The organism is Pseudomonas sp. CM27 (assembly GCF_013179515.1).
Lineage (GTDB): Bacteria > Pseudomonadota > Gammaproteobacteria > Pseudomonadales > Pseudomonadaceae > Aquipseudomonas.
This window is the reverse complement of the sequence record NZ_JABMCN010000124.1, coordinates 1-17,258: the sequence shown is the minus strand read 5'-3', so window position 1 is coordinate 17,258 and position 17,258 is coordinate 1. Positions and strand designations below refer to the sequence as shown.

General features: G+C 63.6%; 13 protein-coding genes, 1 tRNA gene and 1 pseudogene. 12 read left to right on the top strand and 3 right to left on the bottom strand.

The window, feature by feature from the left end; all coding sequences use genetic code 11:
* The 7 genes from HP547_RS16430 to HP547_RS16400 form a co-directional block, all read left to right on the top strand.
* The coding region (locus HP547_RS16430; protein WP_172286846.1) for a diguanylate cyclase at positions 1-1,400 on the top strand (1,400 nt) is incomplete at its 5' end.
* A complete protein-coding gene (locus tag HP547_RS16425; RefSeq protein ID WP_172227053.1) occupies positions 1,393-1,605 on the top strand; it encodes a cysteine-rich CWC family protein in 213 nt (70 codons plus the stop codon). The genes HP547_RS16430 and HP547_RS16425, both read left to right, overlap by 8 nt.
* Positions 1,606-1,613: 8 nt before the next feature.
* Positions 1,614-2,306: a pseudouridine synthase gene (locus tag HP547_RS16420; RefSeq protein WP_172227050.1), complete on the top strand. Its 693-nt coding sequence runs from the start codon at positions 1,614-1,616 to the stop codon at positions 2,304-2,306.
* A gap of 450 nt (positions 2,307-2,756) precedes the next feature.
* On the top strand, positions 2,757-3,644 hold the full coding sequence (locus HP547_RS16415) for an alpha/beta fold hydrolase (RefSeq protein WP_172227047.1): 888 nt from the start codon (positions 2,757-2,759) through the stop codon (positions 3,642-3,644).
* A 112-nt stretch (positions 3,645-3,756) separates the two neighbouring features.
* Positions 3,757-3,830, top strand: a tRNA-Gly gene (locus HP547_RS16410).
* 200 nt (positions 3,831-4,030) lie between these two features.
* Entirely contained in the window at positions 4,031-5,737 is a 1,707-nt protein-coding gene (locus HP547_RS16405; protein WP_172286845.1) for a SulP family inorganic anion transporter, read from the top strand.
* Between the two features lie 178 nt (positions 5,738-5,915).
* A complete protein-coding gene (locus HP547_RS16400) occupies positions 5,916-6,926 on the top strand; it encodes a DUF4917 family protein (protein ID WP_172227041.1) in 1,011 nt (336 codons plus the stop codon).
* A gap of 130 nt (positions 6,927-7,056) precedes the next feature.
* On the opposite strand, the gene HP547_RS16395 is transcribed toward HP547_RS16400, so the two are convergent.
* Both HP547_RS16395 and HP547_RS16390 read right to left on the bottom strand, forming a co-directional pair.
* Entirely contained in the window at positions 7,057-8,271 is a 1,215-nt protein-coding gene (locus tag HP547_RS16395; RefSeq protein WP_172227038.1) for an SAM-dependent methyltransferase, read from the bottom strand.
* A gap of 227 nt (positions 8,272-8,498) precedes the next feature.
* Entirely contained in the window at positions 8,499-9,116 is a 618-nt protein-coding gene (locus tag HP547_RS16390; protein ID WP_172227035.1) for a TPM domain-containing protein, read from the bottom strand.
* Between the two features lie 186 nt (positions 9,117-9,302).
* On the opposite strand from HP547_RS16390, the gene bglX reads away from it, so the two are divergent.
* From bglX to HP547_RS16365, 5 genes and pseudogenes are all read left to right on the top strand, one after another.
* Positions 9,303-11,594 (top strand): beta-glucosidase BglX, encoded by a 2,292-nt coding sequence (bglX, locus tag HP547_RS16385; RefSeq protein ID WP_172286844.1) that lies wholly within the window; start codon positions 9,303-9,305, stop codon positions 11,592-11,594.
* A gap of 84 nt (positions 11,595-11,678) precedes the next feature.
* The gene (locus HP547_RS16380; protein ID WP_172286843.1) at positions 11,679-13,436 is read left to right on the top strand and encodes an ATP-binding protein; all 1,758 of its coding nucleotides are present in this window, start codon (positions 11,679-11,681) and stop codon (positions 13,434-13,436) included.
* Positions 13,430-14,761, top strand: coding sequence for a sigma-54 dependent transcriptional regulator (locus tag HP547_RS16375; protein WP_172286842.1), 1,332 nt, complete (start codon positions 13,430-13,432; stop codon positions 14,759-14,761). The genes HP547_RS16380 and HP547_RS16375 overlap by 7 nt, the downstream gene beginning before the upstream one ends.
* A gap of 257 nt (positions 14,762-15,018) precedes the next feature.
* Positions 15,019-16,338 (top strand): MFS transporter, encoded by a 1,320-nt coding sequence (locus HP547_RS16370; RefSeq protein ID WP_172227850.1) that lies wholly within the window; start codon positions 15,019-15,021, stop codon positions 16,336-16,338.
* 146 nt (positions 16,339-16,484) lie between these two features.
* Positions 16,485-16,634 (top strand): annotated as a pseudogene (locus HP547_RS16365) (DUF4172 domain-containing protein); the annotation flags it as partial.
* Here HP547_RS16365 and HP547_RS16360 read toward each other — a convergent pair.
* Positions 16,613-17,258: hypothetical protein (locus HP547_RS16360; protein WP_172286841.1), on the bottom strand; the 646-nt coding region annotated here is incomplete at its 5' end. The pseudogene HP547_RS16365 and the gene HP547_RS16360 sit on opposite strands and share 22 nt — an antisense overlap.

Sequence of the window (17,258 nt, the reverse complement as noted above, 5' to 3'; positions counted from 1 at the left end):
CTTCCCTGCTCAGCTACTTCGCCTCACGCAGCGCCATCCGCGACGGCATCATCAACACCGAGCTGCCGCTCACCTCCGACACGGTCTACTCGGAAATCCAGAAAGACCTGATTCGCCCGGTCCTGATCGCCTCGATGATGGCCCAGGACACCTTCCTGCGTGACTGGGTGCTGTCCGGTGAGCAGGATACCCGGCGCATGACCCGCTACCTTGGCGAGGTGATGGGCAAACAGGACACCTTCACGTCCTTTTTTGTCTCCAACCGTACCTTGACCTACTACCAGGCCAAGGGCGTGCTCAAGAAAGTCGAACCCGGCACCTGGCGCGATGCCTGGTACTTCCGCCTGCGCGAACTCAAGGCCCCCTACGAAATCAACGTCGACCTGGACATGGCCAATCAGGACAGCCTGACCGTGTTCATCAACTATCAGGTGCATGACTACCAGCAACGCTTCATCGGCGCCGCCGGGGTCGGGCTGAGCGTCTCGTCGGTGGTCAAGCTGATCGATCAGTACCAACGCCGCTACCAGCGTTCGGTGCTGTTCACCGACGCCAAGGGCAAGGTCCTGCTGACGGGCTCCGAAGGCGGCCCGCAGGGCTTGCGGGTCGGCCAGCCGCTCAGCGCCAACCCCGAACTGGATGACCTGCTGGCCGCGCAACCGGTACCCGGCGAAGGCAGCCACGAATACCGCGACAGCGATAACCACAGCCACTTTCTGAACGTGCGCCACCTGCCCGAGCTTGACTGGTACCTGCTGGTGGACAAGCGCGAAACCGGCGCCCTCGACCGAATCCGTCACTCGCTGTACCTGAACCTGGTCATCTGCGCGATGATCACCTTGGTGGTACTGGCGCTGATTCACGCCATGGTCCGCCGCCACCAGGCCAGCACCGAGGCGCTGGCCACCCTCGACAGCCTCACCGGCCTGCCCAACCGGCGCAGCTTCGACCTGCTGGCCGCCCAGGCCTTGCACGAAGCCCAGCGCGACAGTGGTCCGCTGGTAGCATTGCTGATCGACCTGGACCATTTCAAGGCGCTGAATGACACCCACGGCCACCTGGCAGGCGACGAAGTGCTGCGCCAGTTCGCCAATGTGCTGCAAGGCAGCCTGCGCCAGTCGGATATACTCTGCCGCTGGGGTGGCGAGGAATTCATCGTGCTGCTGCGTGAAGCCGAAGGCCGCCCGGCCATCGAAGTGGCGGAAAAGATCCGCCGGCGCACCGAGCAGCTGACCTTCAGCTACGACGACCAGCCGCTGCGCCTGACCACCAGCATCGGTCTGAGCAGCCTGCAACCTGGGGATACCTTGCATACCCTGCTGACCCGCGCCGACCGCGCGCTTTATCGTGCCAAGCAGGCCGGCCGCAACCGCGTCTGCAGTGAAACCGACCATGAATGACAGCCAATACTGCCCCGCTTGCGGTGCGCTCAACCAGTGCAGCCTGGCTGACCCGCGCCTCGCCACCCAGGCCTGCTGGTGCTACAGCGTGAGCATCGACCCGGCGGTGCTCCAGGCCCTGCCCGCCGAGTTGCGTGACAAAGCCTGCCTGTGCCCGCGCTGCGCAGCCGTTGAAGAACAACTCCGATCACCTGCCGCCGACTGACCCTTGCCATGCGCCTTGACCGTTTCCTCGCCAACCTGCCCAGCTACAACCGCCAGCAAGTCCGCCTGATGCTGGCGCAACGCCGTGTGCGGGTGGACGGCCAGGTGGTCAGCGACCCGCTGGCCGAGGTCCGCGAATTCAGCCGCGTCGAGCTGGACGACCAGTTGCTGCAGGCCGGCCGCCCGGCGCGCTACCTGATGCTGCACAAACCTGCGGGCTGCGTGAGCGCGACGCGCGACCCGCAACACCGCACTGTGCTCGACCTGCTGCCAGCCGCAATGCGTGATGACCTGCACATAGCTGGGCGCCTGGACTTCAACACCACCGGCCTGATGATCCTGACCAACGACGGGCAATGGTCGCGACGCCTGACCCAACCTGCCACCAAGCTGCCCAAGCATTACCTGGTGGAAACCGAGGACGAGATTGGCGAGCACTATGTCGCCAGATTCCGGGAAGGGTTCTATTTTGCCTTCGAGGACCTCACCACCCAGCCTGCGCAGCTGGACATCCTCGGGCCGCGCCGGGCTCGCCTGGCAATCGTCGAAGGGCGTTATCACCAGGTCAAGCGCATGTTCGGCCATTTCGACAACAAGGTGGTGGGGCTGCATCGCGAGAGCATGGGGGCGATCCAGCTGGACCCGGGGTTGGCGCCCGGGGCATTTCGTGAACTGACGGTGGGTGAAATCGCCACTGTCTAGGGTGTCTGCCCTGGCCTGTTCGCGGGTAAACCCGCCCCTACAGGGACCTCGTCGCGCTCGAGAGCTGCGCTGGACCTGTGGGAGCGGGTTCACCCGCGAAAGGGCCGGAACAGACCGCAAAGGGTCGTCACACGACCGCTCGGCGACAAAAGTCACACTTTCGCCCGAACGGCACTTGCGGGATCCGCAACCCACTGCTTGAATCCAAATCGTCAGTCTGCATGTGACTACCAAGTCACAACCGCAGTCGAGGACAACTTTTTGCCGGCCACCCAAGGCCTAGATGCCTTGGGGCACGGCAGATTGCCCGCCAAAAACAATACCGTCGACGCAAGTGCCAAGGATCGACACAGGGCCCCCTCGGTTACTCTTCAGGCGAATGCCTACCTGTCATAAAGAACGTGCACCCTAGGTGACGCGAATACCCTTTTTGCGCCAGGAGTCGATGACATGAGGCCAGAAATCGCTGTACTTGATATCCAAGGTCAGTATCGGGTTTACACGGAGTTCCATCGCGCGGATGCGGCCGAGAAGACGATCATCCTGGTCAACGGCTCGTTGGCCACCACGGCCTCGTTCGCCCAGACGGTTCGTAACCTGCACCCGCAATTCAACGTTGTATTGTTCGACCAGCCGTATGCGGGCAAATCCAAGCCGCACAACCGTCAGGAGCGGCTGATCTCCAAGGAGACCGAGGCGCACATCCTGCTGGAGCTGATCGAGCATTTCCAGGCCGATCACGTGATGTCGTTCTCGTGGGGTGGTGCAAGCACGCTGCTGGCGCTGGCGCACCAGCCGCAACGGGTGAAAAAGGCCGTGGTCAGTTCGTTCTCGCCAGTGATCAACGAACCGATGCGTGATTACCTGGACCGGGGCTGCCAGTACCTGGCCGCCTGCGACCGCTACCAGGTCGGCAACCTGGTCAACGACACCATCGGCAAGCACCTGCCGTCGCTGTTCAAACGCTTCAATTACCGGCATGTCAGCAGCCTGGACAGCCACGAGTACGCGCAGATGCACTATCACATCAACGAAGTGCTGCAGAACGACCTGGAGCGGGCGCTGAAAGGTGCGCGCAATATCGACATCCCGGTGCTGTTCATCAACGGCGACCGCGACGAGTACACCACGGTCGAAGATGCCCGGGAATTTGGCAAGCACGTGGGCAATAGCCACTTCCGCGTGATCCGGGACGCTGGCCACTTCCTCGACATGGAAAACAAGGTTGCCTGTGAAGATACCCGCAACGTGCTGCTCGGCTTCCTCAAGCCGACGTCGCGCGAGCACCGTCCACGCTACCAGCACGTGCAACAGGGGCAGCATGCATTGGCCATCTGAGCAGCTCGGCGCCCTTTGGCAGATACCCGCAAGGCTACTGGGTGCCGACAAGCTTTTTGATAACTTGGGCTTCTAATTCGTTGAGGGTTCTGGTAAAAAGTGCTGCGCAGACGCGGGTATAGTTTAGTGGCAAAACGAAAGCTTCCCAAGCTTTAGTTGAGGGTTCGATTCCCTCTACCCGCTCCACATTGCATTCCGCATGGCGTTTCAGCAACGTCATCGCTGTCAAAAGGAGCCCCGGCTCCTTTTTTCGTTTCTGCCTTTCAATCAACCTGGACCATGGCCATTTGCCTGTCGATCCGTTTCAATGCGCAGGCGCGTGCAAGCGAAACGGCTTGTAGCGCATATGTTCAATGGATCTGTGAAGCATTTCGAAAGGACGACGCATGTTTCTCTCCCGCTGGCTCCCGGGCCTCGCCAACCTGCTGCAGTACCGCCGTGAATGGTTCCACGCCGACCTGCAGGCCGGTCTATCGGTAGCAGCGATCCAGATTCCCATCGCTATCGCCTATGCGCAGATCGTCGGTCTGCCGCCGCAGTACGGCCTGTACGCCTGCGTGCTGCCGATGATGGTCTACGCCTTGATCGGCAGCTCGCGCCAGCTGATGGTCGGCCCTGACGCCGCTACCTGCGCGATGATCGCCGGCGCTGTGGCGCCACTGGCCATGGGCGACCCGCAGCGGATTGCCGAGCTTTCGGTGATCGTCACCCTGCTGGTCGGGATGATGTTGATCGGCGCCGGCCTGGCCCGCGCCGGGTTCATCGCCAGCTTCTTTTCGCGGCCGATCCTGATCGGCTACCTCAACGGCATCGGCCTGAGCTTGATCGCCGGGCAATTGTCCAAGGTGGTGGGCTTCAGGATCGAAGGTGACGGTTTCATCCTCAGCCTGATCAATTTCTTCCAGCGCCTGGGCGAAATCCACTGGGTGACGCTGCTTATCGGCCTGGCGGCGCTGGGCCTGCTGATCTGGTTGCCACGGCGCTACCCGCGCCTGCCCGCCGCCCTGATCGTGGTGGCACTGTTCATGTCACTGGTCGGCCTGCTTGGACTGGACCGCCTGGGGGTGGCGATTCTCGGCCCGGTGCCGGCGGGTATCCCGCAGCTGGCATGGCCACACAGCAACCTGGCAGAAATGAAGAGCTTGCTGCGCGATGCCCTGGGGATCGCCACCGTCAGCTTCTGCAGCGCCATGCTTACCGCACGCAGCTTTGCCGCCCGGCACGGTTACGCGATCAACGCCAACCACGAATTCGTCGCCCTGGGCGTAAGCAACCTGGCGGCCGGCGCGTCCCAGGGCTTCGCCATCAGCGGCGCCGACTCGCGCACTGCGGTCAACGACATGGTCGGCGGCAAAAGCCAGCTGGTGGGCATCATCGCCGCGCTGGTCATCGCCATGATACTGATGTTCTTCACCGCGCCGATGGCGTGGATCCCCCAGGCCGCACTGGGTGCCGTGCTGCTGATGGCCGGCTGGGGGCTGATCGACATCAAATCCCTGGGGCATATCCGCCGCCTGAGCCGCTTCGAGTGCTGGCTGTGCCTGCTGACCACGGTGGGCGTGCTGGGCCTGGGCGTGCTGCCCGGTATCGTGTTTGCCGTGACCTTGGCGATCCTGCGCCTGCTGTACAGCATCTACCAGCCCACCGACGCCGTGCTCGGCTGGCTGCCGGGCACCGAAGGCCAGGTAGACATCCGCAAGTTCAAGGATGCCCGTACCGTGCCCGGGCTGGTGGTGTACCGCTTCGATGACGCGATCCTGTTCTTCAATGCCGACTACTTCAAGATGCGCCTGCTGGAAGCGGTGCAGAGTCAGGCCGAGCCCAAGGCCGTGCTGTTCGATGCCGAAGCGGTAACCAGCATCGATGTCAGCGGCATCGCGGCCCTGCGCGAAGTGCGTGACACCCTGGCGGCGCAAGGCATCTTCTTCGCTATCGCCCGCGCCCGCGGCACCTTCCTGCGCATGCTGGTGCGCTCCGGGATGGCGCGGGAGATGGAAGACAAACTGCTGTTCGGCTCGGTGCGGGCGGGAATTCGGGCGTATCGGGTTTGGCGCAACAGGAACCGCAGTTTGCAGGTGGCAGAACAGGGCTGAAGCAGGCTTCGATGTCAAGGTCGCAACGTTGAGAAACTGGGAACAAGGACGACGCGACCCTACCGGACCAGGCTTGAACACACAACACATGAACATTGCCTTGACGGCCAACCGTCGCCCAGCTTGCATGACATGCTAAAGTCGCCCCCGTTCTCCGCGCCACCCAACGGATCCCAGCATGCCCGCACTTGACGCCACCCTTTCTCCCTGGCCAGAACTCGCCGCCCGCCACCCCTGTGACGCGCTGCTGCTGGGCAACGGCGCCAGCCGCGCACTGTGGAAACCGTTCGGCTATTTCTCGCTGTTCGAGCAAGCGCAACGCGCCGGCCGCAAGAAGGGCCTGGCCGTCAGCGACCAGGCACTGTTCAAGTCGCTGGGGACAGAGCTGTTCGAACCCGTGCTCAGCGCCCTCAACACCACGGTTCGCACCAACGCCGCGCTGGCGATCAATTCCACCGCACCGCTGAACCGCTACTACTCGATCAAGGAAGCGCTGATTCACGCCGTGCGCACCGTGCACCTGCCGTGGCCACTGATGACGCCGGCTACGCTGACCACCCTCAACCAGGCCCTGCGCGGCTACCGCAACGTCTATACCAGCAATTACGACCTGCTGCTGCCGTGGGCGGTGCAACATGCTCCGCACGGCTTCGCCGACCTGTTCGACGAGCAGGGCTTCTTCGATGTACGCCGCACCCAAACCGAAGGCACCCGGGTGCTGCACCTGCATGGCGGCATGCACTTGCTGAAGCTGCCCGACGGCACCACACGCCAACGCAGTGCCGACAACGCCGAACTGCTCGATGGGTTTGCCGTGAACATCCCGGGCGAGGTACCGCTGTTCGTCAACGAAGACCGCAGCGACGAGAAACTGCGTGCGATCCGCAATTCTGACTACCTGAGCTGGTGCCTGGGGCAACTGGCCGGGGAAAGCCAGGGGCTATGCCTGTTCGGGCAGCATCTGGACAGCAGTGACCAGCACTTGCTTGACGCTATCCGGCTGGCCCGGCCGAAGCAGTTGTCGATTGCTGTACGGCCGTTGAACGAGGCGTCGGTGATCAATCAGAAGCAGCACTTTGTCGATCGCTTTGGCGACCTGGCGGGGATTGAGCTGCATTTCTTCGATGCCAATACGCATCCGTTGGGGCAGGCGGAGTTGGCGGTCAAGCCACCAATCGCTGGGCGCTAGCAGGAGGCCTGCAGGATCGGCCTCGTGTCGCGATGGGCTGCAAGATCCCAGCAGCGTAGCAAGCCATCCGCGACCGTTCGCGACAACCGCTCTCACAATAGGCAGCGCTGAAGACGGCCACTGAAACCTGTCAAAGCAACCCATCCGCCCGCAACAGCGTCTCCAGGCAATGCTCCTGCACCCCATAGAACGCCTTGAGCTGGGCAATTTTCTCCAGCAGCGCGCCGTTATCCCCCGCCTGCTTGCGCTTCACCGCAAGAATCATCTTGTTCTTGTTGGTGTGCTCCAGGGAGATGAACTCGAACACCTTGGTTTCGTACCCGCAGGCTTCCAGATACAGCGCACGCAGGCTGTCGGTGAGCATTTCGGCCTGCTGGCCCAGGTGCAGACCGTACTGCAGCATGGGTTGTAGCAACCCCGGACTGTGCAGTTGCGGGCGGATCTGTTTGTGGCAGCACGGCGAGCACATGATGATCGCGGCGTTGCAGCGAATACCGGTATGGATGGCGTAGTCGGTGGCGATGTCGCAGGCATGCAGGGCGATCATCACTTCGATGGCCTCGGGTACCACGCTGCGCACGTCACCACACTGGAACTCCAGGCCCGGGTGCTCCAGGTGCGAGGCGGCCGCGTTGCACAGGTCGACCATGTCCTGGCGCAGTTCCACACCGGTGACCTGCGCTTCACGGCCCAGGCTGTTGCGCAGGTAATCGTGCATGGCAAAGGTCAGGTAGCCCTTGCCGGAACCGAAATCGGCGACCCGCAGTGCCTGCTCTGGCGGCACCGGGGCGCTGGCCAGGGCGTGGTCGAAGACCTCGATGAACTTGTTGATCTGCTTCCACTTGCGCGACATGGACGGGATCAGTGCGCCTTGTGCATCGGTGACGCCAAGGTCACGCAGGAAGGGCCGTGCCAGCTCCAGGTAGCGCTTTTTCTCACGGTCATGGCCGCTGCTGGCGGCAACCTCGCGTGCGGCCTGCGCGCCGTGACGCTGGAGCATGGGCTTGCCCTTCTTGCTGAAGGTCAGCTGCACTTCACCCTCTGCGTCGAACAGGTGGGCATTACGGAAGCTGCCTGGCAGCAGCTCGGCGACCAGCGCCTGGGCCTGGTCCAGCGCCAGGTTTTGGGTGATGTCGCGGGTCTGGTGACGATAGACCAGCGACAGGCACGGCTGGCCCTTGACCTGCAGCGGCTTGGCAATGATTCGTTGCAAGGTCTGGTCGGCACCTACATGGCGCGCCAGCACCAGTTTGACCAAGGTGTTGCCGTGCAGGGCGGCGTTCAGCAGGTCAAGAAACCGGGCGCGCGCATCGGGCGCGGAGGGAGCGGAATTACTGGCGGACATGGAGAAAGGGGCCTTGAGTAGCGGAACACTCATTCTACCGTGTGCCGTGCGAGCGGGCATACCCTGGCCATTCAGGGCCGCTTTGCGGCCCATCGCCGGCAAGCCAGCTCCCACTTCGACCACGTCAATTTCAAGCCATGCGCTGTACCTGTGGGAGCTGGCTTGCCGGCGATGGGCTGCACAGCAGCCCTGAACTGCCTGCCCTTGTTGAGGCGGCTGCATGCTGCTCAATCGAGGATCACCAGCCGGTTCGGCAATTCGTTACGCGCATGCGTAGGCGGCACATGCTCGCCAAGCAGCTCGCCACAGGCATCGATACACTCGACAAAGCCCTGCAAGGTCCGGCCCTGACGCACCTGCTCGGCAAAACGGGCAACGATCACCGCACGGGCGGCGGCATCCAGATAACGCTCGATGCCACGGTCTACCAGTATCTCCACATGCCGCTCGGCCTCACTGACAAAAATCAGCACCCCCGTGGCCCCCGCAGTCCGCTGCAGGTTCTGTTCACGAAACTGTTGCCGTGCCAGCCGCGAGGCGCGCCAGCGGCGCAGCGCACCGGGGATCAGCCAGCCGACCAGGCGCGGGTTGCGCAACAACAGGCACAAACCCATGAACAGCAACACGTTGGCCACCAGCAGGCCACGTACACCGGGCCACCCCGACAGCCACTGCAACAAACCAGGCAGCGCCAGGGCCAGCACCGCGGCCCACAATAAAGGCCAATAGGCGTAATCGTCGGCACGACGGGCCAGCACCGTGACCAGTTCGGCATCGGTGCGCCGTTCGGCACGGGCAATGGCTTCGGCTATCTGCCGCTGGTGATATTCGTCGAAGGGGGTCATGCCGTCGGTCTCTCGAGCGATCTTATTGTTGTTGTCCCGGCATTCGGGGCTTCGTCCGCGGGCCACATATTCAGGCATAATCCGCCGCTGGAAGAAATGCCTGCGAATCGTACAACAATAGCCGCCTGAAAACTTCGGCCGCGCGCGTATCAGCGTGGATACGGCACAGGCCCTACTACGGAATTCATGATGAAACTGTCTTTGCTGGGCCTGGCCATGGGCCTTGCCAGTCAGGTGGCCTTGGCCGCCCCCTCCGCCCCGCCCCTGCAGGACAAGCAGGCATTCATCGACCACCTGATCGGGCAGATGACCGAGGCCGAGAAAATCGGCCAGTTGCGACTGATCAGTATCGGCCCGGAAATGCCCCACGAGAAGATCCGCGAGGAAATTGCTGCGGGCCGCATCGGCGGCACCTTCAACTCGCGTACCGCCCCCGAAAACCGGCCGATGCAGGATGCCGCCATGCGCAGCCGCCTGAAGATCCCGATGTTCTTCGCCTACGACACCGTCCACGGCGAGCGCACCATCTTCCCGATCGGGCTGGGCATGGCGGCCACCTGGGACATGGACGCCGTCGCCAAGGTGGGCCGCACCGCCGCCATCGAGGCCTCGGCCGATGCCCTGGACATGACCTTCGCGCCGATGGTCGACATCGCCCGCGACCCGCGCTGGGGCCGCACCAGCGAAGGTTTCGGTGAAGACACCTACCTGACCTCGAAGATCGGCCAGGTGATGGTGCGCTCGTTCCAGGGCAGCAGCCCGGCCAACCCCGATAGCATCATGGCCATCGTCAAGCATTTCGCCCTGTACGGCGCGGTGGAGGGCGGGCGCGACTACAACACGGTCGATATGAGCCTGCCGAAGATGTACAACGACTATCTGCCACCCTACCGCGCCGCGCTCGACGCCGGTGCTGGCGGGGTGATGGTGGCGCTGAACTCGATCAACGGCGTGCCGGCCACCTCCAACACCTGGCTGATGAACGACCTGCTGCGCAAGGAGTGGGGCTTCGAGGGCGTGACCATCAGCGACCATGGCGCCATCCAGGAGCTGATCCGCCACGGCGTTGCCCGTGACGGCCGTGAAGCTGCCAAGCTGGCGATCAAGGCCGGCATCGACATGAGCATGAACGACACCCTGTACGGTGAAGAGCTGCCAGGCTTGCTGAAGTCCGGCGAAGTGACCCAGGGTGAACTGGACCAGGCCGTGCGCGAGGTACTCGGCGCCAAGTACGACATGGGTCTGTTCAAGGACCCGTACGTGCGCATCGCCAAGGCCGAAGACGACCTGAAGGACTACTACGGCAACGACCGCCTGCACCGCGATGCCGCGCGTGACGTGGCACGCCGCAGCCTGGTACTGCTGGAAAACCACAAGCAGACCTTGCCGTTGAAAAAGGCCGGCACCATCGCCCTGGTCGGCCCATTGGCCGATGCCCCGATCGACATGATGGGCAGCTGGGCCGCCGACGGCAAACCGGTGCATTCGGTGACCGTGCGCGAAGGCTTGCGCCGTGCCGTCGAAGGCAAGGCGAAGCTGGTCTATGCCAAGGGTTCCAACGTCACCGGCGACAAGGCGATGTTCGACTACCTGAACTTCCTCAACTTCGATGCCCCGGAAATCGTCGACGACCCGCGCCCGCCTGCGGTGCTGATCGACGAGGCGGTCAAGGCGGCGGAACAGTCCGACGTGGTGGTGGCAGTGGTCGGCGAATCCCGCGGCATGTCCCACGAATCGTCCAGCCGCACCACCCTGGAGATCCCGGCCAGCCAGCGTGAACTCATCAAGGCCCTGAAGGCCACCGGCAAACCGCTGGTGCTGGTGTTGATGAACGGCCGGCCGCTGTCGATCGGCTGGGAGCGCGAGCAGGCTGACGCCATCCTCGAAACCTGGTTCGCCGGCACCGAGGGCGGCAACGCCATCGCCGACGTGCTGTTCGGTGACTACAACCCGTCCGGCAAGCTGGCCATTACCTTCCCGCGTTCGGTCGGGCAGATCCCGATGTACTACAACCACACCCGTATCGGTCGGCCGTTCACCCCAGGCAAGCCGGGCAACTACACCTCGCAGTACTTCGAGGAGCCCAACGGCCCGCTGTACCCGTTCGGTTATGGCCTGAGCTACAGCAGCTTCGAGCTGTCGGGCCTGGCCCTCTCGAGCAAGGACCTGAAGCGCGGCGACACGCTGCAGGCCAAGGTGACGGTGAAGAACACCGGCAAGCGGGACGGCGAGACCGTGGTGCAGCTGTACCTGCAGGATGTGTCGGCCTCCATGAGCCGCCCGGTGAAGGAGCTCAAGAACTTCCAGAAGCTGATGCTCAAGCCGGGTGAGTCACGGACTTTGACCTTCAGCATCAGCGAAGAAGCCCTGAAGTTCTACAATGGCCAACTGCAACGGGTTGCCGAGCCTGGCGAGTTCAACGTCCAGGTGGGCCTGGATTCGCAGGCGGTGCAGCAGCAGAGTTTTGAATTGCTGTAACTGATCGGCCGCTTGTACTGGCCCTTTCGCGGGCTTGCCCGCGAAGGGGCCGGTCCCGATATTCCAATCATCCGGATCCGCCCCATGCCCTTTTCCTTTCGCGCCCTGCGTCTGGGGCTGATCACCCTGCTGATCGCGCTGGGTACCGCCTTGAGCGCCGGCTGGGCCATGCACCAGGCCAAGCGCCAGGCGATGGAAGACGACGCCCGGCGTGCCAGCCAGCAACTGGGGCTGTACGCCAACGCCCTGCACACCCTGATCGACCGCTACCGCGCCCTGCCCGCCGTACTGGCGCTGGACCCGGAACTGATCGCCGCCCTGCGCGGCCCGGTCAGCGAAGCGGTGCAGGACGCCCTGAACCGCAAACTTGAGCGCATCAATGGCGCCGCCAATTCCTCCACCCTCGAACTGCTCGACCGCACTGGCCTGGCGATTGCCGCCAGCAATTGGCGACTGCCCAGCAGCTACGTCGGCTCCAACTACGGCTTTCGCCCGTACTTCAAGCAAACCCGTAGCCAGGGCAGTGGCCGCTTCTATGCCGTGGGCGTGACCAGCGGCGTGCCGGGCTACTTCCTCGCCAGCGCGGTGAATGATGAGCAGGGCCGCTTCCTCGGTGCCATGGTGGTCAAGCTGGAGTTCCCTGAACTGGAGCGCGAGTGGCGCCAAGGCAGCGATATCCTGCTGGTCAGCGACGCCCGCGGCATCACCTTCATCGCCAACCAGGATGGCTGGCGCTACCGCGAGCTCAAACCGCTCAGCAGTGCCGACCGCGCCGAGCTGGCTGAAACCCGGCAATACGACAAGCAACCCCTGGTGCCCTTGCAACACCAGGTGCTGACCCGTTTTGCCGAAAACAGCCACCTCAGCCGTGTGCAGGGCCCGCAAGGCAGCACCGAATACCTGTGGGAAAGCCTGCCGCTGCCTGGCGAGACCTGGACCCTGCACCTGTTGCGTAAACCGCAGGTCGCCGCCAGTGGCCGCAATGCCGCCCTGGGGGCTGCCGCAGTGTGGCTGAGCCTGGTGTTTGCCGCGCTGTTCGTTAGCCAGCGCCTGCGCCTGGCGCGCCTGCGGCAACGCAACCGGGAAGAACTCAAACGCCAGGTCGAGGAGCGCACCCGCGAGCTGCGCACCGCTCAGGAGGGCCTGGTGCAATCGGCCAAGCTGGCGGCGCTCGGGCAGATGTCGGCGGCCATGGCCCATGAAATCAACCAGCCGCTGACCACCCAGCGCATGCAGCTCGAAACCCTGCGGCTGCTGCTCGACCATGGCCGTCATGACGAAGCACGTCAGGCGCTGGAACCGCTGGAGCAGATGCTGACGCGCATGGCCGCGCTCACCAGCCACCTGAAGACCTTCGCCCGCAATAGCCCAGTGGGCCTGCGCGAGCGGCTGGACCTGGCCACCGTGGTCGACCAGGCCTTGCACTTGCTGGAGGCACGCATTCGCAGCGAACAAGTTGAGGTAGCCCTGTACCTGGCCCGCCCTGCCTGGGTGCGCGGCGATGCCATCCGCCTGGAACAGGTGCTGATCAACCTGCTGCGCAACGCGCTCGACGCCATGGCCGACAAGCGTTACAAACGCCTGGAGATGCGCATCGAGCGCGATGGCGAACTGTGGCGCCTGAGTGTGCTCGACTCCGGTGGCGGCATTGCCGAGGCCGACCTGACCAAGGTCTTCGACCCGTTTTTCACCACCAAGCCGGTGGGCGAAGGCCTGGGGCTTGGCCTGGCGATCTCCTACGGGATCGTCCACGAGGCCGGTGGCCAGCTGCTGGCCGAAAACTTGCCCGGCGGTGCTCGCTTCAGCCTGACCCTGCCCCGAGACCTGGAGCCTGTATGTTGAATTCAGTGATCGTTGTCGATGATGAAGCCAGTATCCTCAGCGCGGTCGAACAGTGGCTAAGTCTGTCCGGCTTCAGCGTGCAGTTGTTCCCGCGCGCCGATGAATGCCTGGCCCACCTGCCCGCGCACTTTCCCGGAGTAATCATCAGCGATGTGCGCATGCCCGGCATGGATGGCCTGCAATTGCTCGAGCGCCTGCAGGCGGACGACCCCGACCTGCCGGTAATCCTGCTGACCGGCCACGGCGACGTGCCCATGGCTGTGGAGGCCATGCGCAGCGGGGCCTATGACTTCCTGGAAAAGCCCTTTACCCCGCAGCACCTGCTCGGCAGCCTGCGCCGTGCCCTGGAAAAGCGCCAGCTGGTGCTGGAAAACCGCCGGTTGCACGAACAGGCGGACCTCAAGTCACGCCTGGAGGACACGCTGCTGGGCATGTCGCAAGGCCTGCAAGCCCTGCGCCGGCAAGTGCTGGACCTGGCCAGCCTGCCGGTCAATGTGCTGATCCGTGGCGAAACCGGCAGTGGCAAGGAGCGGGTAGCCCGCTGCCTGCACGATTTTGGCCCTCGCGCCGGCAAGCCTTTTGTCGCCCTCAACTGCGCGGCAATCCCCGAGTCACTGTTCGAGGCCGAGCTTTTTGGCCATGAAAGCGGCGCCTTCACCGGTGCCCAGGGCAAGCGTATCGGCAAGCTGGAGTATGCCAACGGCGGCACGGTGTTCCTCGACGAGATCGAAAGCATGCCACTGGCCCAGCAGGCCAAGCTGTTGCGGGTCATACAGGAGCAGAAGCTGGAGCGCCTTGGGGCCAACCAGAGCATCAGCGTCGACCTGCGCATCATTGCCGCAACCAAGCCAGACCTGCTTGAAGAGGCCCGGGCCGGGCGTTTTCGTGAGGACCTCGCCTACCGGCTGAACGTAGCTGAACTGCGCCTGGCGCCCTTGCGCGAGCGGCGTGAAGACATCCCGCTGCTGTTCCAGCACTTTGCCCGGGCTGCTGGCGAAAAGCTTGGCCGTGTGGCGCCGCCGCTGTCGGGCGCTCAGCTGGCACAGCTACTGTCGCATGACTGGCCGGGCAATGTACGTGAGCTGGCCAATGCGGCAGAGCGGCATGCGCTGGGGTTGGGTGCGCCGAACATCGAAGTGGCCCCGGCCGGGCGGTCGCTGGGCGAACAGATCGAAGCGTTCGAGGCGCAGTGCCTGCGTGCGGCGTTGCGCCAGCATGGGGGCGAGATCAAGGCGGTGATGGAAACGTTGCAGCTGCCACGGCGTACGCTGAACGAAAAGATGCAGCGGCATGGGTTGGTGCGCGAGGATTTTATCGGGAGGTAATGAGCGGAAATCCGCTTATTGGGTGCGTACAGCAAGCGGAATTCCGCTTATTGCTTCGAGATTTTGGGGCTGCTTTGCAACCCACGCCACACAAGGCCGCTCCTGCAGGGACAGCGCCGGCCTGCTTATTACGGGGTTCACTTGGGGTTGAATGCCCCCGAATGAATCACCACGCACCCATTTGGCACACCTTCTGCAATGGCCTTGGCAAGCTGCGCCACGGCGCGCTCCACAAAAACAACGAGAAGGTATCCCTGATGGATAACGCCACCTCCCTGCCCGCCGGGGCGGCCACCGCGCCTGCCGCAGAAAAAACCACCGCCAGCCGCCTGAAGTCGATCTTCAGCGGGTCCATCGGCAACATGGTGGAATGGTACGACTGGTACGTCTACGCCGCATTCTCGCTGTACTTCGCCAAGGCCTTCTTCCCGGCCGGCGATTCCACCGCACAACTGCTCAATACCGCTGCGATCTTTGCCGTCGGCTTCCTCATGCGCCCGATCGGTGGCTGGCTGATGGGCCTGTACGCCGACCGCAAAGGCCGCAAGGCCGCGCTGATGGCTTCGGTGCTGCTGATGTGCGCAGGTTCGCTGGTCATCGCCCTGACCCCGGGTTATGAAACCATCGGCGTGGCCGCCCCGATCCTGCTGGTCTTCGCACGCCTGCTGCAAGGGCTGTCGGTGGGTGGCGAATACGGCACCTCGGCCACCTACCTGAGCGAAATGGCCAGCAAGGAACGCCGTGGCTTCTTCTCCAGCTTCCAGTACGTGACCCTGATCTCCGGCCAGCTCATCGCCCTGGCGGTGCTGATCGTCCTGCAACAGACCCTCACCACCGAGCAGCTGTATGCCTGGGGCTGGCGCGTGCCGTTCGTGATCGGTGCCCTGTGCGCCGTGGTTGCCCTGTACCTGCGTCGCGGCATGGAAGAAACCGCCTCCTTCAGCAAGAAGGAAAAGGCCAAGGAAAGCCTGATGCGCACCCTGATGCGCCACCCCAAGGAGCTGATGACCGTGGTCGGCCTGACCATGGGCGGCACCCTGGCCTTCTACACCTACACCACTTACATGCAGAAGTACCTGGTCAACACCGTGGGCATGAGCATCAGCGACTCGACCACCATCTCGGCCGCCACGCTGTTCCTGTTCATGTGCCTGCAGCCGGTGATCGGCGGCCTGTCCGACAAGATCGGCCGACGCCCTATCCTGATCGCCTTCGGTGTGCTCGGCACCTTGTTCACCGTGCCGATCCTGAGCACGCTGCACACCATCCAGACCTGGTGGGGCGCGTTCTTCCTGATCATGGCGGCGCTGATCATCGTCAGCGGTTACACCTCGATCAACGCCGTGGTCAAAGCCGAGCTGTTCCCTACCGAAATTCGCGCACTGGGCGTGGGCCTGCCCTACGCGCTGACCGTGTCGATCTTCGGCGGCACTGCCGAGTACATAGCCCTGTGGTTCAAGAGCGTTGGCATGGAAAGCGGCTTCTACTGGTACGTCACCGCCTGCATCGCCTGCTCGCTGCTGGTTTACGCGACCATGAAGGACACCAAGCAGCACTCGCGGATTACTACTGACTGATGCTGGAGTTGCAAGACTGAAGGGGCGCTCCATCGCATGGGGCGCCCTTTTTTCATGATGCAGAGGCGGCAGTGAGCCGATTGCCATCCCTATTCGGCTCACTCAATGAGCCGAATAACCAGCTTATTCGGCTCACAGGACGGATCGCCAGCAATCAGGCAGTAGCGAAGGTGTCCAAGGCCACTGCGACCCGCCACCTCACCGACATGCTCTACAAGGCCTGCCTGACTCGCCTGCCGGGCGGGGGCCGCAGCACTCGTTACCGCATCAATCCTCAGGACACCTCCAGCGCCTGACGCGGCTCACGGCGCTGATACCAGCTAGCCATCAGCACCAGCACCAGCAAGACCCCGCCCAGCACCGCCGAAGCGCCGATGGTGCCGAAGTCCAGCCCGCCCTTTTCATGCGGCTTGGTCAGGAAGTCGCCCAACGTGGCGCCGAATGGGCGAGTGAGCACAAACGCGACCCAGAACAGCACCAGCCCGGGGATGCGCGTCCAGTAGCGGGACACCACCACCAATGCGATGGCGCTGCCGATCAACAGCGCGCCACCGGCAAAGCCAAGCCCGGAATCATCGGCCAGGTAATCGCCCAACGCGGTGCCGAGGGTGTTGGAAAACAGGATCGCCACCCAGTAGAACAGCTCGCCGGCGCGGTTCCTGATGCGGGTGACGTCCAGCGGGTTGCCGCTCAGGCGCCAGACCAGGAAGGTCAGCAGCAGGATGCCAATGAGGATGGCCGAACCTGCGGCGTAACCCAGGCCCAGCGTACGGTCCATGAAGTCGGACATGGTGGTGCCGGCGGTGCTGGTGGAGAGGATCACCAGCCAGTACAGCATCGGGTGGTAGCGGCGCGAGTACAGCTGACCGAGCAGGGTCAGCAGGAACACGCTGATCAGCATCAGCGAACTGAGCGCATAG

What these genes read in the sequence shown, in the direction of transcription:
- HP547_RS16415 (WP_172227047.1), top strand. Translation starts at nt 2,757, where the DNA reads ATGAGGCCAGAAATCGCTGTACTTGATATCCAAGGTCAGTATCGGGTT.
- HP547_RS16425 (WP_172227053.1), top strand. Translation starts at nt 1,393, where the DNA reads ATGAATGACAGCCAATACTGCCCCGCTTGCGGTGCGCTCAACCAGTGC.
- HP547_RS16395 (WP_172227038.1), bottom strand. Translation starts at nt 8,271, where the DNA reads ATGTCCGCCAGTAATTCCGCTCCCTCCGCGCCCGATGCGCGCGCCCGG.
- HP547_RS16380 (WP_172286843.1), top strand. Translation starts at nt 11,679, where the DNA reads ATGCCCTTTTCCTTTCGCGCCCTGCGTCTGGGGCTGATCACCCTGCTG.
- HP547_RS16390 (WP_172227035.1), bottom strand. Translation starts at nt 9,116, where the DNA reads ATGACCCCCTTCGACGAATATCACCAGCGGCAGATAGCCGAAGCCATT.
- HP547_RS16405 (WP_172286845.1), top strand. Translation starts at nt 4,031, where the DNA reads ATGTTTCTCTCCCGCTGGCTCCCGGGCCTCGCCAACCTGCTGCAGTAC.
- HP547_RS16370 (WP_172227850.1), top strand. Translation starts at nt 15,019, where the DNA reads ATGGATAACGCCACCTCCCTGCCCGCCGGGGCGGCCACCGCGCCTGCC.
- HP547_RS16420 (WP_172227050.1), top strand. Translation starts at nt 1,614, where the DNA reads ATGCGCCTTGACCGTTTCCTCGCCAACCTGCCCAGCTACAACCGCCAG.
- HP547_RS16375 (WP_172286842.1), top strand. Translation starts at nt 13,430, where the DNA reads ATGTTGAATTCAGTGATCGTTGTCGATGATGAAGCCAGTATCCTCAGC.
- HP547_RS16400 (WP_172227041.1), top strand. Translation starts at nt 5,916, where the DNA reads ATGCCCGCACTTGACGCCACCCTTTCTCCCTGGCCAGAACTCGCCGCC.
- bglX (WP_172286844.1), top strand. Translation starts at nt 9,303, where the DNA reads ATGATGAAACTGTCTTTGCTGGGCCTGGCCATGGGCCTTGCCAGTCAG.